General features: G+C 69.1%; 16 protein-coding genes. 7 read left to right on the top strand and 9 right to left on the bottom strand.

From position 1 onward, the window contains the following. Window positions 1-104: 104 nt before the first annotated feature. The 3 genes from F4Y45_13215 (at window position 105) to F4Y45_13205 (ending at window position 2,352) form a co-directional block, all read left to right on the top strand. Window positions 105-332, top strand: coding sequence for a hypothetical protein (locus F4Y45_13215; protein MXY25460.1), 228 nt, complete (start codon window positions 105-107; stop codon window positions 330-332). Window positions 333-904: 572 nt separating this feature from the next. Next, window positions 905-1,507, top strand: coding sequence for a hypothetical protein (locus F4Y45_13210; protein ID MXY25459.1), 603 nt, complete (start codon window positions 905-907; stop codon window positions 1,505-1,507). Then, window positions 1,504-2,352 (top strand): class I SAM-dependent methyltransferase, encoded by an 849-nt coding sequence (locus F4Y45_13205; protein ID MXY25458.1) that lies wholly within the window; start codon window positions 1,504-1,506, stop codon window positions 2,350-2,352. The genes F4Y45_13210 and F4Y45_13205 overlap by 4 nt, the downstream gene beginning before the upstream one ends. Before the next feature lie 13 nt (window positions 2,353-2,365). Here F4Y45_13205 and F4Y45_13200 read toward each other — a convergent pair whose 3' ends face one another. From F4Y45_13200 to F4Y45_13170, 7 genes are all read right to left on the bottom strand, one after another. Beyond that, on the bottom strand, window positions 2,366-5,632 hold the full coding sequence (locus F4Y45_13200; protein ID MXY25457.1) for an efflux RND transporter permease subunit: 3,267 nt from the start codon (window positions 5,630-5,632) through the stop codon (window positions 2,366-2,368). Next, the gene (locus F4Y45_13195; protein MXY25456.1) at window positions 5,632-9,063 is read right to left on the bottom strand and encodes an ABC transporter permease; all 3,432 of its coding nucleotides are present in this window, start codon (window positions 9,061-9,063) and stop codon (window positions 5,632-5,634) included. Before F4Y45_13195 ends, F4Y45_13200 begins: the two co-directional genes overlap by 1 nt. A gap of 34 nt (window positions 9,064-9,097) precedes the next feature. Next, complete coding sequence (locus F4Y45_13190; GenBank protein MXY25455.1) at window positions 9,098-12,502, bottom strand: ABC transporter permease; 3,405 nt, start codon at window positions 12,500-12,502, stop codon at window positions 9,098-9,100. Continuing rightward, window positions 12,499-13,398: an ABC transporter ATP-binding protein gene (locus tag F4Y45_13185; protein MXY25454.1), complete on the bottom strand. Its 900-nt coding sequence runs from the start codon at window positions 13,396-13,398 to the stop codon at window positions 12,499-12,501. The genes F4Y45_13190 and F4Y45_13185 overlap by 4 nt, the downstream gene beginning before the upstream one ends. A gap of 66 nt (window positions 13,399-13,464) precedes the next feature. Then, window positions 13,465-15,855, bottom strand: coding sequence for a TonB-dependent receptor (locus F4Y45_13180; protein MXY25453.1), 2,391 nt, complete (start codon window positions 15,853-15,855; stop codon window positions 13,465-13,467). Between the two features lie 4 nt (window positions 15,856-15,859). After that, entirely contained in the window at window positions 15,860-16,693 is an 834-nt protein-coding gene (locus tag F4Y45_13175; GenBank protein MXY25452.1) for a class I SAM-dependent methyltransferase, read from the bottom strand. Between the two features lie 190 nt (window positions 16,694-16,883). After that, complete coding sequence (locus tag F4Y45_13170; protein MXY25451.1) at window positions 16,884-17,168, bottom strand: hypothetical protein; 285 nt, start codon at window positions 17,166-17,168, stop codon at window positions 16,884-16,886. An 84-nt stretch (window positions 17,169-17,252) separates the two neighbouring features. Here F4Y45_13170 and F4Y45_13165 point away from each other — a divergent pair, with 84 nt between their 5' ends. The 4 genes from F4Y45_13165 to F4Y45_13150 all read left to right on the top strand — a co-directional run bounded on the left by F4Y45_13165 (window position 17,253) and on the right by F4Y45_13150 (window position 21,265). Then, the gene (locus F4Y45_13165) at window positions 17,253-17,522 is read left to right on the top strand and encodes a hypothetical protein (protein MXY25450.1); all 270 of its coding nucleotides are present in this window, start codon (window positions 17,253-17,255) and stop codon (window positions 17,520-17,522) included. Between the two features lie 122 nt (window positions 17,523-17,644). After that, window positions 17,645-18,409, top strand: coding sequence for an ABC transporter ATP-binding protein (locus F4Y45_13160; GenBank protein ID MXY25449.1), 765 nt, complete (start codon window positions 17,645-17,647; stop codon window positions 18,407-18,409). A 10-nt stretch (window positions 18,410-18,419) separates the two neighbouring features. Next, window positions 18,420-19,832, top strand: coding sequence for an ABC transporter permease subunit (locus tag F4Y45_13155; protein ID MXY25448.1), 1,413 nt, complete (start codon window positions 18,420-18,422; stop codon window positions 19,830-19,832). 2 nt (window positions 19,833-19,834) lie between these two features. Next, window positions 19,835-21,265 (top strand): DUF3526 domain-containing protein, encoded by a 1,431-nt coding sequence (locus F4Y45_13150; GenBank protein ID MXY25447.1) that lies wholly within the window; start codon window positions 19,835-19,837, stop codon window positions 21,263-21,265. Window positions 21,266-21,298: 33 nt separating this feature from the next. Here F4Y45_13150 and argH read toward each other — a convergent pair whose 3' ends face one another. Both argH and F4Y45_13140 read right to left on the bottom strand, forming a co-directional pair. Beyond that, a complete protein-coding gene (gene argH, locus F4Y45_13145) occupies window positions 21,299-22,687 on the bottom strand; it encodes an argininosuccinate lyase (protein ID MXY25446.1) in 1,389 nt (462 codons plus the stop codon). A 10-nt stretch (window positions 22,688-22,697) separates the two neighbouring features. Further along, window positions 22,698-23,966 (bottom strand): argininosuccinate synthase, encoded by a 1,269-nt coding sequence (locus F4Y45_13140; protein MXY25445.1) that lies wholly within the window; start codon window positions 23,964-23,966, stop codon window positions 22,698-22,700. Window positions 23,967-23,976 lie beyond the last annotated feature (10 nt).

Here is a 23,976-nt window from a genome sequence, read left to right as displayed (position 1 = left end):
GGACCGGCCACACAGAGCACGCGTGGCGATACCCTCCCGCTCGCAGTGTAGCAGCCTCGCTAAGGGGCGGGAGCAAGATTCGTTGGCATACGTTTGAGGGTCACATGCAAGAACCAAGACTGCCGGGACGGTCCGGCCCGAGAGCAACGACGCCAGGCAGCGTCGCCGCGGCCTGTCTGTTCGTATGGCTGATCGCGGCAGGAAGCGCCGCGGCTGGCGGACAATCGGCCGACAGCGACACGCTGGAGTGGCTCGACGACTACGAGGCAGCGCTCGCCCTGGCGCAGGAGACCGGGCAGCCCCTGTTGGTCGAGTTCCGGTGCGCGCCTTGAATCAGCGGCAGAAGATTTGACGCACAGGTTGTGCTGTCACCGATAGACTCCGAGCGGGGTCGCCTGCTGCAGCGCTTCGTACGCGCGCGCATCGTCAACCTGGTCGGTATCGACGTCGGACTTTACGACTTCGACCGGCACAACGCCATCTACTTCTTCATCGTCAGCCCGGACGAGCAGATCTACCTGCGTTACGGCGGCCGCGATGCGGTGTCCGCCGATTCGTATCTCGATCTCGACAGCTTCGCGCTCGCTCTCGAGGCGGGTCTGGCGGAACACGAGCGTTGGGCTGCCGGCGAGCGGCCGGCCTCTCCGCGCCCGGCGCCTCTCTTCCCTCGCGACATGCAGCGAATGCGCGAGGTAGAGCTGGATCGGGGCCGTTGCGTCGAGTGCCACATGATTGGCGACTATGCTGCGGTCGACAAGGAACTGGCCGGAACGCTGGACAAGCCGCGCGACATGTTCCGGTCGCCGGACATCCGGGACATCGGCATCCACCTCGACGTCCCGCTGGGGCTTGTCGTCGAGCAGTCGGACGGGCCTGCAGCCGGACGGCTTCGCCTGCGAGGGTCATGGAGCTGGATTTCGACGCCGACGGCTTCGTCGAGCCGGGCGAGGTGGGCGCGGGTCTGTGGCAGAGCCTGCAGCACCAGGTCGAGCGGCGCATGCACGGCGACGTCGACGGCGACGGCGCGCTCGATCCCCGCGAATACGCGCTGTTCGTACCCGATCCCGGCGCCGACACGAACGAGGAGAACGTGAGCGATCTTCAGGAGGCAAGATTCGCCTCGTTCGACCACAACGGGGATCGCCGCGTGACCCGCCGGGAGATCCTCGACGAGTTCATACGGAACAACATCGCCAGGCACTGGACCCGGATCGTGCTGTTCCATCTCGGTCGGGCGGATGCCGATGACGACGGCGTGGTGGATCGGGCAGAATTGACCCGCGCTGTTGAAGCGGCCGGCGGCAAACCCGCTCCCGGCCCCCTGGATCTCTGGTTCGAGATTGCGGGTGAGATGGGGAAAGCGTCCGCATCACGTCTGGTCTTGGCGGAACTGCCGGTCGTGCTCATGGCAGCCGGAGCGACGGCTGACGGTCGGGCCAGGTTCGGAGCACCGCTCACGCCGCTGCTGTCGCCTGCCTGCGGCGCCTCCGGCGAGGCGCGCGAGTGAGTAGCTCGGCCCCGACCGGCGGAGCGTCACCCCCAACCGCGATCGACCTGTCCGGCGTGCCGGAGACGGCGCTCTGGCCGCTCTGGAATCGCGCGATGGATATGTCGCGCGCCGACCGCCTGGTCGAAGACCCGATGGCGGCGGAGCTCGTGGACCGCATTGACTACGACTTCAGGGGGCATTTCGGGCGGCCGAGCGCGTTTCATTCGATTCGCGCGCGCGTGGGCGACGATCTGATTCGCGACTACCTTTCCCGGACCCAAGACGAACCGGTTGTCGTTGGGCTTGGTGAAGGACTGGACCACCAGCTCTGGAGAATCGACGACCAGCGTGTACGCTGGATCACCGTGGATCTGCCCGAGCTGATCCACGTGCGCCAGCGACTCCTGCCGTCACATCCGCGCGCTTCGCTGGTTGCCGGATCCGCGCTCGATCCGGCCTGGATGGGCACCGTCCCGGCCGGCGCGCCACCGTTCATCACGGCAGGGGGGGTGTTGATGTACTTCACCGAGAACGACGTGCGTGCGCTACTCAGCCGCATCGCCGAGCGCTTTCCCGGAGCGGAGATCTTCTTCGACGCAATCCCGCCGTTCGCTTCCCGGCGCACCCTCAACGGAGCGAAAGTCACCAAGCTCTACACCGCGCCGCCGATGCCCTGGGGCATTAGCGTCGACGACCTTCCGGGCTTCCTCAGGTCGATTCCGAACCTTGACCCGGTCACCGTGCAGACTTACGCGGATCCCTTCCCCCACCGGCTACGCTTCTATTGGCTCCTGTCGTTCATTCCGCCGGTGCGCCGGACCTTCGCTGGCAGTCTGGCCCACGCACGGGTCCTGACGTCCTGATCCGCGACCAGGACTAGGTCGAGCCGCCCGCGCCCTGGGGAACCGCCGTCGACGACGGCAGCGGCTCGACCGGTTCCCGCGATCTAAATACCCGACGTAGTAACCGCTGCAGATCATCCAGGATCAGGTACGCGACCGGCACCAGAATCAGCGTGATGAACGTGGCGAACAGCACTCCGAAGGCGAGCGACACCGCCATCGGCACCAGGAACGCCGCCTGCACGCTACGCTCCATCATCAGCGGGGCCAGCCCGAAGAACGTCGTCAGGGACGTGAGCAGAATGGGCCGGAACCGGTTGCTGCCCGCCTCGCGGATCGCGAGCTGCAGCCCGCTGGACTCGAACTCGTGGCGGTCCGGCTGGTTGCCGCCTGCGGCGCGAACACGGCGGCCGACGTCGGTGTGCACGCTCCGTGCGCGGTTGATGAAGTCGACCATGACGAGGCTGTCGTTGACGACCACGCCGGTCAGGGCCACGAGTCCGAACATCGACATCATCGTCACGTCGAGTCCCATGACGATGTGTCCCCAGATGGCGCCCACGAGACCAAACGGGATGGCGGCCATGATGATGAGCGGCTGCACGTACGAGCGCAGGGGGATCGCGAGGAGGGCGAAGATCATCAGCACGGCGAGGATGAACCCGCGTTGCAGGCCCCCGACCGTCTCCGTCTGCTCCGCCTGGGCGCCCTCGAACGTGTAGAACACTCCCGGGTAACCGGCCAGGACCTCCGGCAGGACGCGGCTCTCCAAGTCTGCGATGACGGCGGCGGCCGACGTCGTGGCCGGGTCGATCGTGGCGGTCACGTTGACGGCCCGATTCCGGTCGATGCGCTTGATCGACGCGAAGCCCCGTCCCGGTTGCACCTCCGCGACCTGGCTGAAGGGCACCTCGCCGCCGTTCGGGGTGCGGATGCGCATGTCTTCCAGGTTGCCGAGGGACCGGCGATCGTCCTGGGGGTACCGCACCATCACGCGGATGTCGTCGCGCCCGCGCTGGATGCGCTGGGCTTCCTCGCCGTAGAAGGCCTGACGGACCTGGCGGCCGAGATCCTGCAGGGTGAGGCCGAGCGTCTCGGCCGCCGGCTTGATCCCGAGCTGCATCTCCTCCTTGCCGGCGCGGAAGGAATCCGAGATCTCGTAGAGGCCGGCGTACTCGGCCAGGCGCGCCTTGACCGCGTCGGCGGCGGCCCGCAACTGGTCGATGTCCGACCCGGCAAGCTGTACGTCCACGTCGTCGCCGGGGTCCATGATCGACATGGAATAGTTGACCTCGACCGCCTCCGGAATCGGGCCGGTGGCGTCCCGCCAGAGGTTGCCGAGTTGCTCGCTCGTGAAGGTACGCGTCTCCGCCGGCAACAGCTCGACCGTCACCTCGCCCACGTTGGAGCCGGCGAGGCTCTCGGTCGGGCCGGTCGGAACATCGCCGGCCCCGACCAGCGGCTGATCGCCAATCGTGGCCGACACGTGGCGGACGTAGTCGATACCCGTCTCCTGCTGCAGTTGGGTACGCACTCGAGCGGCGCTCTCCTCGAGCCTGGCGACGGCGCGGTTTGTTACCTCGACGGGAGTGCCCTGCGGCAACGTCACCCTTGCCGTCATGAAATCGGTTTCGATGGACGGGAAGAACTGGAAGTTGAGGAGGCCCCCGAGCACCAGGCCGCCGGTCAGGATGAGAGTGGAGAGACCAACCGCTACGGTCACGTACCGCCACTGCAGGGCGGTCTCGAGAACCGGCGTGTAGACCTTGCTGACGAACAGCTTCAGGCCGTTGGAGAAGAGGCTCTGGAAGCGGCGCCACGGACCGGCCCGGCCGCGCCGGGGGATGTGCGACAGGTGGGCGGGCAGAATGCCGAGCGACTCGAGCAGCGAGAAGAGCAGGCACGGGATCACGACGAACGGAATGACGCGGAAGACCTTGCCCATCATGCCGGGGACGAACATCATCGGCATGAACGCGGCCACCGTGGTGAGGACCGCGAAGATGACCGGCTTGGCGATTTCCCTGGCGCCCTCGATGCTGCCTCGCAGTCCCTTGCCGTGCTCCTCCTGGTGCCGGTAGATGTTCTCGCCGACGATGATCGCGTCGTCGACCACGATGCCCAGCACCAGGGTGAAGGCGAACAGCGAGATGACGTTGGCCGAGACGTCGAGCCCGGGCATCAGGGCGATCGCCCCGAGGAACGAGATCGGGATGCCGAGGCTGACCCAGAATGCGAGCCGCAGTTCCAGGAAGAGGGCCAGCACGAGGAAGACCAGCACGAAGCCGCTGGCCCCGGTGCGCAGCATGAAGCCCAGGCGGTCGGTCAGCACTTCCGCCTCGTTCAGCCAGATCGTCAGGGAAACACCTTCCGGCAGCCGGGTCTGCGCACTATCGACATAGTGTTCGACCGCCTCCGAGATTTCGAGAGCGCTCTGCTCACCGGTCCGGAACACCGTCACGAGCACCATCGGCTCGTAGTCGAAGCGAGCGTGCTGATCGGTCTCGGCGAAGCCATCGACCACCGTCGCCACGTCACCGAGCCGCAGTCGGCTGCCGTCGGGCCGGGTCCAGAGCACGAGGTCCTCGTACTCGGCGCCGCGATAGGCCTGGCCGATCGTGCGCAGCAGGATTTCGCCGCCGTCGGTGCGGACCGATCCGCCGGGCAGGTCCAGTGACGATCGGCGCACGGCGTTGGCGACCTGATCGAAGGTCATGCCGTGCCTCCGCAGGTCGGCCTCGGAGACTTCGATTGAGATCTCGTACGGGGGCGCGCTCACCACCTCGATCTGCGTGATTTCCGGCAGTGCGACCAACTCGTCGCGCACCCGCTCGGCCAGCGCCTTCAGGGCGAACACGTCGGCGGCGCCGGAGATGGCGATGCCGGTGACCCGGCTGCGGACGAGCAGCTCCCGGATGATGGGCTCCTCCGTCTCGATCGGGAACGTCGTTATCGCGTCGACGTTGTTCTTGATTTCGTCCGCCACGCGGCGGGCGTCCGCGCCGAGCTCGAGCTCGGCCATGACCGACGCGCTGCCCTCTGATGCGGTGGACTGGATCGCCTTGATGCCGTCGATACCCTGGATAGCCTCTTCGACGCGGATGACGACACCTTCCTCGACCTCTTCCGGCGCCGCGCCCAGGTAGGGCACCTGGATGCTGATCCAGTCGAGCTCGAGCTCCGGCATGACCTCTTCCTTGACCGAGGTGGCAGCGATGATGCCGCTCACGATGATGAGGACCATCATCAGGTTCGCCGCCACCGGATTCCGCGCGAACCAGGCGATAGCACCCTTGTCCATCAGTCGTTTCCCCCGCCCCGCCAGACGTTGTCGGTCGGTGTCCGCTCGAATGAGGGCCAGGCGTCGATCAGCGTGAACGGAGCGTCCGGGTCCACCGTCGTCGGCACCGGACCGATCCGCCGGCTGTCGCTGCCGTCGTCGAAGCGCTGCGTCACGTGGATGGATGTCGAAAGCGGCTCCCAGCCGCCGTCCCGCCAGAGCCAGCGCTGGCCCCCTATGTTGAGCGTGCGGTCCGCCTGCGCGACCAGGACGTCCGAGGATGCGGGCGGTCCGAGGAGCGCCTCGGCGGTAGCGGCGCCGACGACGTCCGTCAGGGCGTCGGCCAGCGGCGCCCCGGCCCGAACCCCTGCGACCACCGCGTCGACCGCCTCAACCGCCTCGGAGTCCCCGACAGATTCGACCCAGCCAACCGTCGCCAGCGGCGTGTACTCCCGTACCCACGGCGCGTCACCGGCCGCCGCGACGCCAATGGCGGGAGCGTCCAGCGCGCCGAACGCCTCGACGATCTGGTCGCTGGCGCGCTCCTGCAGGGCGAGCCAGGAGTCGACCCCGTCCTCTTGCCGGACGCATTCCAGGCCGACCCAGCCGGGGACGCCGACTCGCAGCCAGTCCTCGCCGGGCTCCTTTCGGAGATTGGCTCCGTCGGCTATCTGGCGCGCCGCCAGCGCGGCAGCGATCGTCGCGCGGCGCTGCCAACGGCCGAAGGCCTCTCCCGCGATGTCCCACCCCTCGTGCTCGGGCAGCCACAGCAGGTCGCCGTAGAGGGCGGTCGCCCCGCGCTCGCGCGGGGCCTGCAGCACCGTGCGCACGACCGGCGTACGCCCGAGGGTGGAGGCGACGCAGGCGCGCATCGCCGTCACGTCGTCGAGAACGCCGTCCACGTCGCTTGTACGGGTCGGCCCGTGCAGTGCGATCACGTCATCGCGGGTGGTTTCCAACGGCGAACCCGGCCACCACGCGGCGGCGAAGTCCAGGGGGCCGCGCGTGCTGCCCGACGTCGTGGTCTGCGTGCCCGCCGAACGAGGCGGGTCGTTGCTCTCCGCGGCAAAGGTCACCGTCCAGCGCCAGTCGCCCGCCGGCGCCACTCCGGCTGCCGACGCCAGCGCGTCGGACGGAGAGTCGCCGGGGACAGGGTCCAGGCCGTTCGTCCGGCGTTCCTGGGGCGCGCGCACCAACCGATCGGCATCGTGGCCAAGCGTCGGCAGCAGGTCGGCGGCGCGGAGCCACACACCAGAGGGGTGCAGCCAGGGGGTTTCTCCCTCGGCCGACCAGCCTTCGCCGCGGGCGGCGACTGCCAGTTCCACCGTGCAGTTATTGGCCGCAGGATCGCAAGCGTCGAGCGGCAGCGCGAAGTGGTCGAATGCGACCGTCACCGACGCCTCGCGACCGTTCACCGTTGCGGCGCGGATTTCGGCGCCGTCCGGCAGCGAACCGTGCAGGGTGCCCGAAAGCGACCGGACATCGTCGAGCCGCCAGTGCGCCGTCGCAACGCGCCCGGCTGGATCGACCGCTATGTCCACTTCTCCACCCGCCACCGAGAACGGTGATGCGGCGGTCCACCAGCGCGTCTCCCAGGCTGCGTCGTCCGCCGTCGCCGCCGCCGCGGATTGGTACCCGCCCAGCGTCACGAGCTGTTCGTACAACACGGTGTGGAGTCCTATCGCCAGCAGGACGGCGGCTGTTCCCAGCGCGCCGGCGCCGCCCGCCACCCTACCCACGCCGGCGCGCCAGCGGACGGGTACCGTAAGCGCGGTGCCGCGCGGCCACGCGAGCCAGGCCAGCGCAATGATCGCGGCGGCGACGGCCAGCTTGAAAAGGTCGGCGGTTAGTACGTAGCCCAGCCAGGGCGCCCAGCCGGAGAACTCCGACAGCGTGATGTCCGCCGGTACGCCGATTTCCACCGGCGGATAACTCGTCACGCTCAGTTCATGATTGATCACGATGAAGAACGCGCAGATGATGGCGGCCGCGTGCGCGGCGCCGGCGTGGCGAATCAGCGCGTGCGCAAGCAGCACCAGCGCGCACAGTTCCAGCGCCGCCGGCGCGAGCACGAGGCCGAAGTGGAGCGGCGGGTCGACCAGGCTGAAGGAGTCAGGGACCACGAGGGCGCTCACGATCCACACGGAGACCGCAGGCGTCAGGGCGAACAGGGAGGTGACCGCAGCGGCGGCGAGCGCACGGCCCGCCACACGGCTGCCAAGCGGGGCCGGAGTGGCGTCGGCGATCTCGCCGTAGCCGGGACGGTCGTCCCGGCGCGCCATGACGCCGACGAACGCGGCCACCATGAACGCGATAATCAGGTAGAAGAACTCGACCATCAACGGATCGATGAGATCGGGGCGGGGGAGCATGGGTCCGTCGGCGTGGAGGACGACATGGACGAACGCACCGCCCACTCCCAACGTCGCCAGCATGACCAGGGCGAGGGGCGTCCCCCAGCCGCGGAACGAGAGGCCGAAGTGCCAGGCCGCTTCGCTCCACGTGGCGCCGAGCCACGACGGCCGGCCCGGGACGCCGAGCCGTGGGGTGTCGGAATCCGGGCCCGCCGCTCCCTTCTGGTACGCGTCTCCGCCCGGTCCCCGCACCGCGGGCGCCCGTTCGAGCGCCAGCCGCTCGCGGTCCACGCGGCGCAGCACGAGACCCAGCACGAGCAGAGGCGGCAACGTCCAGATCAAACGGTTAGCCAACAGCGGGGTCGTCATCTGCATGACGCCGACTGCCTTCTCGCGCGGCGTCCAGAGGTTGGTCTGCTCTTCCGCCTCGGCGTACGCGGACGGATCGAGGAGCGTCGCCACCACCGGGCTCCCGTCGCCGCCGCGCACCGCGACCATTGCCACCATCCAGATCAGCATCAGCACTGCCGCGAGTGCGAACGGCCCCGCGACTCCACGGGCCCAGATCGCCGCGCAGAGGAAGAGGGCGCCCAGCCCGATGGCGGAAGGCACGGTAAAGATGAGAAGCGAGTGACCGATGGCGAAATACGGTGGCGGCCCCACCGTGTCCGCGGGGATCAGTCCGACGGCGCCGAGGAGTGGGACGAGCAGGAAGCCCATTGCTGTGGCAAGGGGCAGCAGGCTGGCGAGGACCAGCGCGCCGAGGTAACGGCCCGTGAGCAGCGCCGCAAGAGAAACCGGCGCCGACAGCACCACTTCGTGCAGACCGGCGGTCTGGTCGCGGACGATCACCTGCCCGAAAACCCAGGCCCAGACGAACAGAATCCAGACCGCTTGTCCGCTCACCATCAGGTAGATCAGGTGAGGGCTGTTGCGGGGCACGTCGGTCGCCCCCAGGTCACGCAGATAGTCCGCGTTCAGCAGGATCAGGATCACATAGCCAATCAACCCGACAAACACGATCGGGATGAGCGGGCCCCGGCAGCCGGCGCGCAACTCGTACCACGCTTCCGCCGTAACGAAGCGAAGCAGCGTCATGCCAGCGCCTCCTCCTCCCGCACGCCAGCGTACATCAGTCGTCCTCATCGCCGCGCCAGACGTTGTCGGCCGGGGTGCGCTCGAACGATGGCCAGGCGTCGAGCAGCGTGAACGGTTCGCCGGGGTCGACGGTAGCCGGAACCGGACCTACGCGCCGGCTGCCGCTCTCGTCTTCGAAGCGCTGCGTCACGTGGATCGGGACCTCCAGCGGCTCCCACCCGCCCTGGCGCCATCGCCACCGGCTTCCGCCGATGTCCAGGGCACGCGCCGTCCGATCGACCAGGATGTCGGACGAGGCCGGCGGTCCCAGCAACTGCGCGGCGACGTCCGCACCCGCCGCATCCGCTAGTGCGCCGGCGAGCGGCTGGCCACCACTCACGGCGACGACCACCGCGTTGACCGCCTCGCCGGCTTGTGGTGGCCCGAGCGTCTCGGCCCAACCCGCGGTGGCCAGCGGCGCGTAGCGTTGCAGCCAGTCCGCGGCGCCCGCCAGGGCGACGCTGACGGCGGGGGCATCCAGGGCGCCGAAGGCTGCGACGGTCTGGTCACTGACGCGCGTCTGCAGCGCCAGCCAGGCGTCGGCGCCGTCCCGCCGCCGGACGCACTCCATTCCCACCCAGCCGGAGACGCCCAGCCGCAGCCACTCCGCTCCCTGCTCCTTGCGCAGGCCTGACGCGGTCGTGACGTAAGCCTCGGCGATGGCGCTGGCGATGGTCGCGCGCCGGTTCCACCGGCCGAAACCCTCACCGGCGATGTCCCAGCCGGCGTCTTCCGGCAGCCACAGCAGGTCGCCGTGGAGCGCGGTCGCACCGCGCTCGCGGGGCGCCTGCAGCACCGTGGCGACGCGGGGCGCGGCGCTCAACACCTCTGCCACGCAGACCTGCATCTCCACCACGTCGGCGAGGACGCCGTCCGCATCGCGCGCACGCGAGGGTCCGTGGAGGGCGGCGATCCCGTCGCGGCGCGTCTCTTCCGGTGCGTCCGGCCACCAGGCGACGGCGAAGTCGAGCGGTCCGCGGATGCGTCCGTCGGCGGCGGTCCGCGTGCCTGCTTCGCCACCGCCCGCGAAGTCCACCGTCCAGCGCCAGTCGCCGTCCGGCGCCACGCCCGCCGCCGGCGCCAGCGCCGCCGCCGGGGCGTCCGGAACCACTTCCGCCAGACCGTGATCGCGGCGTTCCCGGGGCGCGCGGAGCAGTCGATCAGGGTCGTGGCCAAGCGTCGGGAGCACGTCGATCGCGCGCAACCAGACGCCCGCCGGGTGCAGCCAGGGAATCTCTCCTTCTGCCGACCACCCGTCACCGTCGACCGTCACTTCCAGCTCGATCGTGCAGCCCTCTCCGCCGCAGTCGCCGAGCGGCAGCGAGAAGTGGTCGAAGGCGACGGTGACGGGCGCCTCCCGGCCATCGACGGTGGCGCGCGGGTCGCCGGCGCCGTGCGGCAGCGACCCGTGCAGCGCGCCCGAGGCGGAGCGCACGCCATCGAGCCGCCAGTGGGTGGTGGCCAGCCGGGCGGCCGGGTCGACCGCGATGCCCACTTCGCCCCCGGTCGTCGCGAAGGGCGCGGCCTGCGCCCACCAGCGCGACTCCCATGCCGCGTCGTCCGCCGTTTCGGCCGCGGCCGACTGGTAGCCGCCGGCGGTGACGAGCTGCTCGTACAGCACGCCGTGCGTACCGACTGCCGCCACGATGCCGGCCGCGGTGAGCGCGCCCGCTCCGCCGATCGCCCGACCCAGGCCGGCCCGCCAGCGGAGCGGCACGGTGAGCGCGGCGCCGCGAGGCCAGGCGAGCCACGCGAGGCCCGCCGCCGCGACGACCAGCGCCGCCTTGAAGGCGCCGGAGGCCAGCACGTAGCCGAGCCACGGCGCCCACGCCGTGAACTCCGCCAGGGCGACGTGCGCCGGGATGCCAATCTGTGCCGGCGGGTAGGAGACCACCCTCAACTCGTCGCTGACGACCACCATGAACGCGCAGAAGACGCCGGCGGCGTGCGCCGTTCCGGCATGGCGAATCAGCGCGTGCGCCACGAGCACGGCTGCGCAGAGCTCCAGCAGGGAAGGCGCGAACACGAGGCCGAAGTAGATGAGCGGGTCGAGCAAGCTGAAGGCCTCGGGGGCCGAGAGCGCCGGGACGATCCACACGGAGATGGTCGGGGTCAGGGCGAAGGCCATCGTGACCAGGGCAGCCGAGAACGCTCTGCCCGCCACCCGGCAGCCGAGCGGCGCGGGCGCGGCATCGACGATCTCGCCGTAGCCGGCGCGATCGTCCCGGCGCGCCATGATGCCGACGAAGGCGGCCACCATGAAGACGATCATCAGGTAGTACAACTCCGCCAGCAGGGGCTGAAGGAGGTCCGGGCGTGGTACGAGCGGGCCGTCGGCGTGCAGGACGACGTGGACGAACGAGCCACCAACGCCCATGATCGTCGCCATGCCCAGCGCGAGGAGGGTGCCCCATCCGCGGAACGACAGCGAGAGATGCCAGACCATCTCGTTCCACGTCACCCGCGGCCAGGAGGGGCGCTCGGGGGCGCCGGGTACAGGGGTGGTATGGGCGGGCTCCGTTTCGTGTTCGTCGGACGAACCGTTCGCCGGCGCCGCCGGCGCCCGCTCCAGCGTCAGTTGTTCACGGCCGACCCGCCGGAGCGTGAACCCCAGCAGCAGCAACGGCGGCACCGTCCAGATCACGCGGTTGGCGAGCAACGGCGGCGTCAGCTCGAGGACGCCGGTCCGCTTCTCGCTCGGCGTCCACAGCTCGGTCTGCTCTTCCACCTCGGCGAACCCGGACGCATCCAGGAGCGTCGCCAGCCCGGCGTTCGCCTCGCCGCCGCGAACGATCACCATCCCCACCATCCACACCAGCATCAACCCCGACGCGACGGCGAACGGGCCGGCGACACTGCGCGTCCGGATCGCCGCGTACAGGAGGAGCGCGCCGAGACCGACGGCGGCCGGCAGGGTGAAGATCACGAACGTGTGGCCAATCGTGAACCACGGCTGGGGTCCTGCGGCGTCGGGGGGGATGATGCCTATGGCGCCGAGGAATGGGACCAGCAGGAACCCGATCACTCCCCCGAAGGACAACAGGCAGGCAAGGGTCAGCGCGCCGAGGTAGCGGCCGACGAGTAGCGCCGGCAGCGAGACGGGAGCCGACAGGACGATTTCCTGAAGACTTGCCGTCCGGTCGCGGACCACGGCCTGCCCGAAGATCCACGCCCATACGAACACGAGCCAGAGGGGTTGCCCCGAGAGCATCAGGTAGACGATTTGCGGGCTGTTTCGCGCCACGTCGGTGGCGCCCCATTCGCGCAGGTAGTCCGCGTTCAGGATCACGATCAACACGTAGGCGATCAGGCCCGCGAAGAGCATCGGGATGAGCGGACCGCGGCAGGCGGAGCGGAACTCGTACCATGCTTCCGCCGCGATGAAGCGGAACACCGTCACGCCACCGCTTCCTCATCCTGCACGCCGGCGTGCGCGATCGCCGCGTGGTAGACATCCTCCAGACGCGGCGTTTGCGGGGCCCAGGCTTCACCCGGGGCGCTCGCGGCTTCGACGATGACCAGCGAGCCCGCCGGGGTCGCCGAGATGTGCAGTGCCGGTTCCGGCAGGGCTTCACCACGGGGCACGACGCGCGACCAAAGGCGGCCTTCGAGCGGCGCAGTCAGGGCGCCGGGGGTGCCCTCGGCGACGATTCGCCCACCGGCGAGGATGGACAGCCGCTCGCAGAGGCTTTCCACGTCGTCGACGATGTGCGTCGACAGGAGGACGATGTTGTCGGCCGCGATGTCGGCCAGCACCCGGTGGAAACGGCTCCGTTCCGCAGGATCGAGGCCGGCTGTCGGCTCGTCGACGATGAGCAGGCGCGGGTTTCCGGCGAGGGCGAGCGCGATGCCGAAGCGGCGCAGCATTCCCCCGGAGTAGGTGGCGACGGCGCGGTCGGCGTCCTCGCGGAGGTTCACGCGCTCGAGGAGTTGCGCGACCTCGCGCCGGCGTTCGGCCTTGTCGGTCCGGCCCTTCAGCCAGGCGAACCGATCGAGGAGCTGGCGGCCCGTGACGGTCGGGTAGGTGCCGATGTGTTGTGGCAGGTACCCCAAACGGCGCCGCACGTAGTCCGGATCGGCCAGCACGTCGACCCCGTCCAGCGTGATCGACCCGCTGTCGGGCTGCTGCAGTGTGGCAAGCGTCCGCATCAAGGTGCTCTTGCCGGCGCCGTTTGGACCGAGCAGTCCGTAGAGGCCCGGTTCCACCGTGAGATCGACGGCGTCGAGGGCGCGGATGCCGCCCGGATACGTCTTGGTCAGTTTCGTTACCCGAAGACCTTCGGTGACTTGGTTCATCGCGTGCTCCAGGCGCCCCGGCCAGCCGCGAGAATGGCCGGCCTCAGGGCTGAATCCGCCGAGTCGCTACCAGTCCAGGTCGATGCCGACGCCGACCGTGCGCGGGTCGCCGAGGCGGCCGTAGGCGCCGGGCAGGCCGAACTGTCTGCCATCGAAGAGACCCAACTCGTACTCGTCATCCAGCAGGTTGGTGCCCCACGCGTAGATCGACCAGCCATCGCTGAACCGGTAACCGAACCGCCCCGAGAGCAGTTCTCGGGGCGACAGCCGCGTGATGTCGGGCGCGAAGATCTCCGTGTAGGCGCCATCGGTGAAGTTGACGGTGCTGCCCGCAAACCAGCCGGCGGCGGGTTGCCAGGCGACGCCCAGCGAGGCGTTCCACCCGGGCGAGGCCGGGAACTCCCGGCCGGAAAGATCCACTCCGTCCAGGATGAAGTCCTTGAACGTGGAGTCGGTCACGCCCAGCGATCCGAACACTTGCAGGTCGCGGCTGATGTAGACCTCGGTCTCCACCTCGAAACCCTGGAGATTCGACTCGCCGACGTTGGCGATGAACTGATCGAATTGCGGGAAGCCCCCGGGTGGAGTGAAGGGAACCTGCTGATCGAACCAGTCGATGCTGAAGACGTTGGCGTTCAACGTGATCCGTCCGTCCGCGCTTCGGTGGCGCAGGAAGACCTCGTAGTTGTTGGTGAACTCCTCGCCGTACGACTGCGCCTGGCCGAGAAACACGGCGAATGCGATGCCGCCGGCCTGGAAGCCCCGGGCGTACGAGGCGCCGACCGAGGTGTCGGGCGTGATGCTGTACGAGAGCGACGCCGACGGAATCAACTGCTGGAAGGTCTCCTCGCCCGCAAGTTCGCTGACGAAGCCGTTGTTGTCTGCGAAGCTGTCGGTCTTGCGGGTCTCGCGGTTGAGGCGGAGACCGGCCGTGGCGAGCAGGCGGTCGCCCATGGTCCACTCTCCGCGCCCGAAGACCGCAAGCTGATTGACCTCCTCGAGCAGGTCCGTCCTGGAGCTGAACGGTGCGACGCCGCCCATGCCGTCCGGGAAGATGCCGGCCCCGCTGAAGCCGTTCCCGTAGTCGCCCTGCGAGATGAACAGGCCGACTATCGCGTCCATCGCATCACCCGCGTACGTGGCGCGTACTTCCTGGCTCACAAGAGTGTCGTTGACGAACGCATCGACGTTCAGGAAATCGAACTGCGTCAGGTCGCCGTCGAACCCCTGGTCGAGATCGAAAGCGCTGTAGCCGGTCACCGAAGTGAGCGACACGCGGTCGGTGAGCGCGGCAGTCGCCTCCACGTTCACGAGGTCGAAGGTGAACGGGTACTCGTCGAGGCGGCTGTAGTTCTGCTGCCGATCGAACAGGCCGGCGCCGGTCATGGGGTTGGGCGCGACCAGGGCGAACGGATTGGAATCGGAGTCGTTGTGCAGCCACGTCAGGTTGATCGACGTCCGATCGTCGGCGCCGGGCCGCAGCCCGAGCTGCAGGCGGACGGTCTGCTCGTCCGTCCGCTGCACGTCACTGACGTCGTGGACCACGTTGGTGACGGCGCCGTCGGCCTGGCGGTTCTCGTAGGTGACGCGGGCCGCGAGAATGTCGTCGACCAGCTCGATGTTCTGCATGACGGAGGTCCGCATCGTGCCGAACCCGCCCCCCTCGAACCGGACCCGTCCCGCGTAGCCGTCGAACGCGGGCTGGTTGTAGTTGATCAGGACCGAGCCGATCAGCGAATTGGGTCCCTGCAGCGTCGACTGCGGGCCACGCAGGATCTCCACGGAGCTGGCGTCGAAGAGCGACGGCTTCAGAAAGTCCCCCGAGGTCGGGCTGAGGGCGGTCTGGTTCACCAGTACGGACGCGAGCGCGTTGGCGCTGGAGAAGGCTGGAGTGATGCCGTTGTTGTTAACCCCGCGGATGCTGTAGGCGCCCAACGACGCCGTGCCCGTGAACGCGTTGGCGGTCCGGTCGAAGGCGTCCTCGACCGTGAAGATGGCCTGGACGTCGATCTGTTCGGCGCTGAGGTACGCGACGCTCGTACCGAACTCCTGGCGCCCCGTATCGAGCTTGCTGCCGACGACGGTCACGTCCTCGGAGAAGCTGGCGAACTGCATCATGGCATCCAGGGTCGCACCGTCGGAACCGGCGACGGTAACACCGCTCCGTTGCTCAGTCTGGAAGCCGGACAACGTGAAGGAGACCGTGTATTCGCCGGGCGGCAACCCGTCCAGGGAATACCGTCCTTCACCGTCGGTGACCGCCACCCGCGGCGCGCCCGCGAGGGCTGGACTCGCGGCTTCTACCGTCACGCCCGGCAGGACGCCTCCGGTCTGATCGGCCACCGTGCCGGAGATGGCTGCATCCTGCCCCAGCGCCGGCAGGGGCAGCGCCAGCAGGCAGGCCGTGGTCAACATTCCTAGTCTCGTCATGACGTGAATCCTCCAATGTGCACGCATTCGTTTACGCAATGACCGTGGCCAGGTTCAGCCGATAGAGCCTTGCCTGCCGCAGCAGAAACGGGGCGAACCGGGCCATCAGGCGCAGCCCCAGGGGGAGCCGATCCAGAAGGTCATGGTCGGCGTCCAGGAAGGTCTTCGATGCCACGAGCCGCAGGTTTGCGCCCCACGACTCGATCTCGCGGGGATCGTCGCATTTCCAGCGGCACCAGCTTTCTCGCGAGAGGTGCCGCATGGCGTCGTGCCGGTGCTGCGTGTCGACGATCCGGGACGCCATCGTGTCGAAGGCAATCCAGGCCCCGGGGAAGCGCCGCGCCAGCCCGAGGAGGGCGCGCCTCGCATCCGGCGCGTCGAGATAGATCAGCACCGCCTCGGCGACGAACATCCACGGGCCGCCGGTTGCTGCTACCGAGTCCATCCACGCGTCGTCGAGAACGGAGGCGGCGAGAATCGTCCGTCGCGGTTCGTCGTCGAAGAAGCGCCGCCGCAGGGCGATGGTGTCCGGGAGGTCGAGGTCGAACCACCGTACCTGGCCGTTGTCGACCCGATCGAACCGCGTGTCGAGCCCGCAGCCGATCTCGACTACCGTGCCCGCGGGATGTTGGGCCAGGAAGTCCTCGACATAGCGGTCGAACATGCGCGCGCGAAGCACGGCCCCCTTGATGCTGCGCTTGCCCTCCCACTTCGTGAAGTCGTAGTCGAGCTCCCGTACGATCTCGCACGCTCGCCGATCGTGCAGCAAGCCGCGTGGCTGTTCCGTTTCGCGAGCCCGGCCCAGAAGAGGAATCAGCAGGGTCTCCTGCACCGGACCGAGATCCACGGGTACCCGCTTCGCCATACCTGTCCTTACGTCAACCGGAAACGAGCTGTGCTCCACAAAGTCGTGACATGCAGCCTTCCTCCATTTCGAGCGTTGACTACGGGAGTCCCGATATCGGGGCTGGCATCCGTGCCCGTTGTCGGCGCCGAGCCCGACGACCGACGACTGGCGCGAGTACGAAATGTCGCAGCGGAGTGCGACGGGGAGGCTACGCGGGCGGGCCGCGAGTCGGAAGGATGCCGAGAGCCGCGGGGCGTTCGCCGTCCGGGCGGGCGGCTGCCACGGCGCGGGTGACGAGGTCCGGCGCGGACGGCGCGGGCGTGACGTCCGGCGTGATGCCCGACAGGTGCCGGAAGTGGCAGGCGTCGCAGTCCGCGTGACCGGCGGCCTGCAGGTCGGCGTCGTGCTCGTGGAGCGGGACGCCCAGCGACGCGAGCACGAGCACGACGAGAAGCCCCATAGCCACTGCCGCGTTTCGCTTGGACCTGACCATCCTCCCTATTGAAGGTGCAAGGGCGACCCAGAGTCAAGCGGCCGCGCCCTTGACGGGCTCGCACGAACGCGCTACAACAGACCTATGCGGCGAAGCCGGTCGACACTACTGCGGTGGAGCGCGGTTGCCGCGCTCGCGCTGCTGGCGCTTGCGACCGCGCCTCATTTCCACGACGCGGCGGAAGGACGTGACGACACGTGCGTTCTGTGCCACGTCCACGGTTCGCCGCCCATCGCTCCCGGCGTCCACGAGCACCCCGATCCGGCCGACCGCGGCAGCCCCCATGCGCAGACGCAGGGACGTGCCCACGGTGCGGAGATCGAGGGGCACGCCTCCCGCGCTCCGCCCGCCTGACAAGTCGTCGACATCCGTAGTCTTGGGTTCCGTGCTGTCGACGCGCCGCTGGTGCGCCGGCCTTTTCGTTTACTTCTGGAGGAAGGAGCCTCTCGTGATTCACCGGGGTTCCGGTCGAGACGATGAGTGAAGTCGTGCCGAGCGATGTTCGATCCGAGTCCGCGGCAGTCGCGCCGACACCCGTTCTCGAAGCCCGGGCGCTATCGAAGCGGTATGGCGACGTGGAGGCCGTCGCGGGCCTCGATCTCCGCGTCGAGCCATCGGAAATCTACTGTTTGCTGGGCCCGAACGGGGCCGGCAAGACGACCACGATCCACCTGTTCCTGGGTTTCATCGAGCCGACCGCGGGGAGCGTGCACGTGACGGGTCTTGACGTCGCCGCCGAGCCGCTGGAGTCGAAGCGGCGCCTGGCCTACATCCCCGAGCAGGTGATGCTGTACCGCAACCTCAGCGGCCTGGAGAACCTGGAGTATTTCGCCGCGCTGGGTGGGCGGGGATCGCTGGCCCCGGAGCGACTTACGGACATCCTGGCCGCATCCGGCCTGCCGCGCGCCGCGGTCCATCGCCGCGTGTCCGAGTACTCCAAGGGCATGCGCCAGAAGGTCGGCATCGCCATTGCCGCCGCCAAGGAGGCCGACGCGCTGCTGCTCGACGAGCCGACGTCCGGTCTCGACCCGCAGGCCTCCAACGAGTTCTCGGAGTTGCTCGGGCAGCTCAGGGATCGCGGCGTCGCGGTGCTGATGGCGACCCACGACCTGTTTCGCGCCAAGGAGACCGGCACGCGTGTGGGCATCATGCGGCACGGGCGTCTGGTCACGGAGATGAACACGGACGAGATCGGCCACGCCGATCTCGAGCGCATCTATCTGGAACACATGCACGAGTAGGGAGCTACCAATGATCAGGCACATCGTTCGCAAGGAGTTCACGGACGTGATTCGGGACGGCCGCTTCCGCTGGTGCGCGGCATTGGTGGGAGCACTTCTCCTGGTTTCGCTGGGGCACGGCTGGGTCCAGGCGCGCCAGGCGCAGCAGGAGCTCGCGGCCGCCCAGGCCACCGCCCGCGACCACTGGGAGTCGCAGGGGGAAAAGAACCCCCACTCGGCGGCCCACTACGGCATCTATGCCTTCAAGCCTCGGCTGGCGCTTTCCTTTGTCGACGCGGGAGTCGATCCCTACACGGGCACGTCGGTGTGGCTGGAGGCGCACCGGCAGAACGACTTCCTCCTGCGCCCGGCCCAGGACGCAACCGCCGCCCAACGCATCGGCGCGCTGACGGCGGCGCAGGTGCTGCAGCACCTGGTGCCGCTGCTCATCATCCTCCTCACCTTCGGAGCGTTGGCCGGCGAGCGGGAACAGGGCACGCTGCGACAGATCCTCGCCGCTGGCGTCGCCCGGTCCGACCTGGCCCTCGGCAAGTCCCTGGGCATCGCCGGCGCGCTGGCGCTGCTGCTGGTCCCGGCGGCCGCCCTGGGCGCGGCGGCGGTTGTCGTTGGCAGCCCTGGTCCGGCCGCGTCCGCGATGGCCCGAGGCGCGGTCCTGACCGGCATCTACCTCGCCTACTTCGCCGTTTTCGTAGGGCTGTCCCTCGCCGTGTCGGCGTGGGCCCGCTCGGCGCGCACCGCACTGGTCGTCCTGCTGGCGGTGTGGGTGGTGAACGGGCTGGTGGCGCCGCGCGTGGCGGTGGACCTGTCCAGGTGGATCCATCCCACGCCGTCCGCCGTCGAGTTCGCCCGAACCCTGGAGCGCGAGACCGCCGCCGGGGTCGAGGGCATCGAGCCTCCGGATCGGGCCGCGTTGACCGAGCGCCTCCTCGCGGAGCACGGCGTGGAACGGGTCGAGGATCTGCCCTTGAACGACGTCGGGGTCTACCTCCAGGAGAGTGAGGAATTCGGGAACCGGATCTTCGACCGCAACTACGGGGCGTTGTGGGACACGTTCGAGCGCCAGGGGCTCGTGCACGAGACGCTCGCCCTGGCGGCGCCCCTGCTCGCGGTCCGCGCGCTGTCGATGGGGCTGGCCGGTACCGACGTCGAGCAGCACCGGCACTTCGCGACCGCCGCGGAGGCATACCGCAGAGACGTGATGCGACAGATGAACGGCGACCTGGCCGAGAACTCCCGTAGCGGAGATTTCTCGTACGTCGCTGGACCCGACCTCTGGGCAGAGGTGCCACCCCTGCAGTACGACGCCCCGACGCTGGGTTGGGTCCTCAACAATCGGATTCTCTCGCTCCTGGTGCTGGGGTTGTGGCTGGCCGGTACGGTGCTGATCGCCACGGCCACCGTGCGACGCGCGGAGGTGGCGTAGCCGTGACCCTGAGGACCGTCCTGCGGAACGAGTGGCGACTGCTCGCGGCCGATCGGGGGCTGCGGATCGTGCTCGCGGTCTTCGCCGTCCTCTTCGTCTACGCCCTGGCCAACGGCATGGCCTGGGAGCGTTTCCAGGAGCGGACGGTGGAGGCAGTGCGGGCCGGCAACACCGAGCGCGCCCGCGCCCTGGAGCAGGAACTGACCGACATCGCAAACGGAGGGCAGCCGTCCTCGCCCTTTCGCGACCCCCGCGCCCCCAACGTCCTCGGCGGCGCCCGTGGCGCCCACGCGGCGGTTCTGGAGCCCGGCCCCCTGGCCGCCCTCGCGGTCGGCCAGGGCGACCTCCTGCCCTACTACTACGACATCAGCATCTACACCAACGAATCGACCTTCCAGCAAAACGGAGAGGTCGAGAATCCCCTCAACCTCACGGTGGGCCGTTTCGACCTGGCCTTCGTGACGGTGTACCTGCTGCCGCTGCTCGTTCTGGCCCTCAGCTTCAACGTCCTCTCGGAGGAGCGCGAGCAGGGCACGTTGGCCCTGACGCTGTCGCAGCCGGTGTCGACCCGCGCGGTGGTGGGGGCGAAGCTGGCGTTTCGGGCATTACTCGTCGTGGGGCTGGCTGCTGGCGTCTCGCTGCTCGGCATCCTGGCCACGGGGGGCTTCGCATCGTCCGGCCGGGTAATCCTCTGGTGCGCGTCGGTGACCCTGTACTCGCTGTTCTGGTTCGCGCTCGCCGCGTGGGTGAACGGACTGCGGCGGTCCTCCGCCTGGAACGCCACGGCGCTGGTGGGCGCCTGGCTCGTTCTGGTGGTGGTGCTTCCGGCCGCCGTCAACATCGCGGCGGGCCTGCTGCACCCGCTGCCTTCCCGGGTGGAGATGATCACCGCCCAGCGCGAGGCCTCGAACGACGCCGTGAACCGCCGTAGCGAGCTGCTTGCCCGGTACCTGGAAGACCATCCGGAAATGGCGGGCGGCGTGGTGGCCGAAGAACCCGGCAACGCTGCCCTGGCCTGGGCCGCGACGGACGCTGTCAACGGCCGGCTCGAGGAGGTGACTACGGGCTACGATGCGCGCCGCGCCGACCAGCTCGCCCTGGTGGGCCGCTATCGTTTCCTGTCGCCGGCGCTGTTGGCCCAGGAGGTTCTGGTCGACGCCGCGGGGACGGGAGACGCGCGTTTCGCCCGCTTCGAGTTGCAGGTACGTGCCTTCGCCGAGGAGTGGCGGCAGTTCTTCGTGCCGGCAATTCTCGCCGACGAGCGGATGACGGTAGACGTCCTGCCCGAAGTGCCGACGTTTCAGTTCGTGGACGAGGAATCCGCCGACGTCGCCCGCCGTGCGACGATTCCGCTGACGGTCCTGGGTGGACTGGTCGTCCTGGTGAGCGCCGCCGCCGGGGCCGGCCTCGGGAGGGTGAGGGGAGCCGACTGACTTCCGGGCCGGCCCGCCCGCCGCGGCTCCCGATCAGGCCTGCCGGGCGATCCAGGCGCGGGTTTCCTCGAGCGCCGCACGGACCGCAGCCGGCCCGGTGGACTGCGGCGTGCGGCGCGCATCGACCGACGCGCGCGCCGTAATGCGTTCCCCGGCATCGGCCGGGAACCGTGGGTCATGGCGCCGCCACTCCTCCGGCGTGAGTGACCCAAAATCACGTCCCGCGGCAAGGAGGTCCCGGACCATCTTGCCTACCGTCTCGTGGGCCGTCCTGAACGGGACGCCGGCCGCCACCAGCAGATCCGCCACATCCGTCGCCAGCAGCATCCCGCCGGCCGCTGCCTCGGCCCGCTCCGGACGAACCATCAGGCCGGACACCACCGCAGCCGCGGCGCGCAGCGATCCGTGGACGGCATCCTCGGCGTCGAAGACAGCTTCCTTGTCTTCCTGGAGATCCTTGTTGTACCCGCTCGGCAGGCCCTTCATCGTGGCAAGCCATCCCGCGAGCCGCCCGATCGCGCGGCCTGCCTTGCCGCGCGCGAGCTCAAGGGGATCGGGATTCTTCTTCTGGGGCATCAGGCTGCTGCCGGTCGCCACCCGATCGTCCAGATCGAAATAGCCGAACTCCTCCCCGGTGAGGAGGATCAGATCCTCCGCCAACCGGCTGACGTGCACCATGACGAGGGCCGAGGCATGCAGCATTGCCGAGACGAAATCCCGATCCGCCGAAGCGTCGATGCTGTTGGCGACGACCCCCGAGAAGCCGAGCCGCGCGGCAAGCGCCTCGGTGTCGACGGCATAGCTCGCCCCTGCGACCGCCCCCGAGCCGAGGGGCATCGCGTCCGCCTCGTCCGCCGCAGACGCCAGCCGGGCATGGTCTCGCCGGAACGCCGCGGCGTGGGCGAGGAGAAAGTGCGCCACGAGAATCGGCTGCGCGCGGCGGAGGTGCGTGTACGCCGGCATGATCGCTGTTCCCGCCGCCTCCGCCCGATCGGCGAGGGCCGCGATCAGGGCTACCACCTCGTGCTGCAGCAGCGGAACGCGCCGTCGGAGATACAGACGCAGATCGAGCGATACCTGCTCGTTGCGCGACCGGCCGGTATGGAGGCGCCGGCCGAGATCGCCCACGCGTTCGATCAGTTGGCGCTCGACGAACGCGTGGACGTCCTCGTCGTCTCCGTCCACGAACGACGGGTCGTCGCGCCCGCGCCGGCGGATCTCGGCGAGACCGTCGCGGATCGTGGCCGCCTCGGCCGGCGACAGGACGCCGGCGCCGGCGAGCGCTTCCGCCCAGGCGAGACTTCCCTCGATGTCGTCGTCGAACAGGCGCCGATCAAAACGGAACGACGCCTGATAGTCGAAGACCTCGGCGTCGGGCGCGGCGTCGAACCGGCCGGACCAGAGGTGCGCCTCTTCGCTCATGCCACGGCAGTCAGGACGTGGAGGAATTGCCCGCCGGCGTCGATGCAGGCTGCCCGCTCACGGCGAAGTCCTGCGTCGCCGATCCGCCCGCCGCCCGCCGCTTGGCCGCGGCGTTGGCGATCGGCAGGCCCCAGATTCGAATGAAACCCTCCGCCGCCTCGTGGTCGAACGCATCGCCCTCGTCGTAGGTGGCGAGCGCGGTGTCGTAGAGCGATGCCGGCGATCTCCGGCCGACGACGCAGCAGCTCCCCTTCGACAGCTTGAGCCGTACCGTCCCCGTCACATACCGCTGCACGCTGCCGACGAACGCATCGATCGCCTCCCGCGTCGCGGAGAACCAGAGGCCGTCGTACACCAGGTCGGCATAGACGCGTGACAGCCCGGCCTTCAGGCGCTCGAGGTCGCGCGGCACGACGAGCGCCTCGAGCTCGCGATGCGCGGCATGCAGCACCGTCGCCGCCGGCGCCTCGTAGATCTCGCGCGACTTGATCCCCACCAGGCGATTCTCGACCATGTCGATCCGTCCGATGCCGTGGGCGCCGGCGATGGTCTCGAGCGAGTGGATCAGTTCCGTCAGCGGCATGGCAACGCCATTCACGCGAATCGGCGTCCCCTGTTCGAAGTCCACCTCGACATACGCGGGCGCGTCGGGTGCGTCGGCCGGCGATCTGGTGAGCGCGTAGATCTCCTCCGGCGGCTCCGTCCACGGATCCTCGAGCACGCCGCACTCGATCGAGCGGCCCCAGAGATTGCTGTCGGTGCTGTAGGGCGAGTCGACGGTCGCCGGAACCGGGATACCGTGCTCCCGGGCGTAGGCGATCTCCTCGGGTCGCGTCATTCCCCAGACCCGGGCCGGAGCAACCACCGCGAGGGCGGGGTTGAGGGCGCGCGCGGAAACATCCATCCGGACCTGGTCGTTGCCCTTGCCGGTACAACCGTGCGCAATCATCCCGGCGCCTTCCATCTCCGCGATCTCCACCAGCTTCTTCGAGATCAGCGGCCGTCCGAGCGCGGTCGCGAGGGGGTACTTCGCCTCGTAGATCGCACCCGCCTGCAGGGCCGGCAGGATGTAGTCCTGCGCGAACTCCTCCCGCGCGTCGACCACGTGCGAGCGGACCGCGCCTACCGAGAGCGCCCGCTCGCGCACGTCGTCCAGCTCTTTGCCCTGCCCCAGGTCGATGGTGACCGCCACGACCTCCGCATCGTACCGGTCGGCCAGCCACTTGACCGCCACCGAGGTATCCAGCCCACCCGAGTACGCCAACACGATCCGTTCCATGGTTCCCACT

The sequence above is a fragment of the Acidobacteriota bacterium genome (genome assembly GCA_009838525.1).
Classification (GTDB): Bacteria; Acidobacteriota; Vicinamibacteria; order Vicinamibacterales; family UBA8438; genus VXRJ01.
Note: the sequence above shows the minus strand (reverse complement) of the source record. Positions and strands in the feature narration are given on the sequence as shown.

Bases quoted from the DNA above. Each gene is read 5' to 3' on its own strand.
- F4Y45_13215 (MXY25460.1), top strand. From the start codon at position 105: ATGCAAGAACCAAGACTGCCGGGACGGTCCGGCCCGAGAGCAACGACG.
- F4Y45_13210 (MXY25459.1), top strand. From the start codon at position 905: ATGGAGCTGGATTTCGACGCCGACGGCTTCGTCGAGCCGGGCGAGGTG.
- F4Y45_13200 (MXY25457.1), bottom strand. From the start codon at position 5,632: ATGGACAAGGGTGCTATCGCCTGGTTCGCGCGGAATCCGGTGGCGGCG.
- F4Y45_13195 (MXY25456.1), bottom strand. From the start codon at position 9,063: ATGACGCTGCTTCGCTTCGTTACGGCGGAAGCGTGGTACGAGTTGCGC.
- F4Y45_13185 (MXY25454.1), bottom strand. From the start codon at position 13,398: ATGAACCAAGTCACCGAAGGTCTTCGGGTAACGAAACTGACCAAGACG.
- F4Y45_13180 (MXY25453.1), bottom strand. From the start codon at position 15,855: ATGCGTGCACATTGGAGGATTCACGTCATGACGAGACTAGGAATGTTG.
- F4Y45_13175 (MXY25452.1), bottom strand. From the start codon at position 16,693: ATGGCGAAGCGGGTACCCGTGGATCTCGGTCCGGTGCAGGAGACCCTG.
- F4Y45_13170 (MXY25451.1), bottom strand. From the start codon at position 17,168: ATGGTCAGGTCCAAGCGAAACGCGGCAGTGGCTATGGGGCTTCTCGTC.
- F4Y45_13165 (MXY25450.1), top strand. From the start codon at position 17,253: ATGCGGCGAAGCCGGTCGACACTACTGCGGTGGAGCGCGGTTGCCGCG.
- F4Y45_13160 (MXY25449.1), top strand. From the start codon at position 17,645: ATGAGTGAAGTCGTGCCGAGCGATGTTCGATCCGAGTCCGCGGCAGTC.
- F4Y45_13155 (MXY25448.1), top strand. From the start codon at position 18,420: ATGATCAGGCACATCGTTCGCAAGGAGTTCACGGACGTGATTCGGGAC.
- argH (MXY25446.1), bottom strand. From the start codon at position 22,687: ATGAGCGAAGAGGCGCACCTCTGGTCCGGCCGGTTCGACGCCGCGCCC.
- F4Y45_13140 (MXY25445.1), bottom strand. From the start codon at position 23,966: ATGGAACGGATCGTGTTGGCGTACTCGGGTGGGCTGGATACCTCGGTG.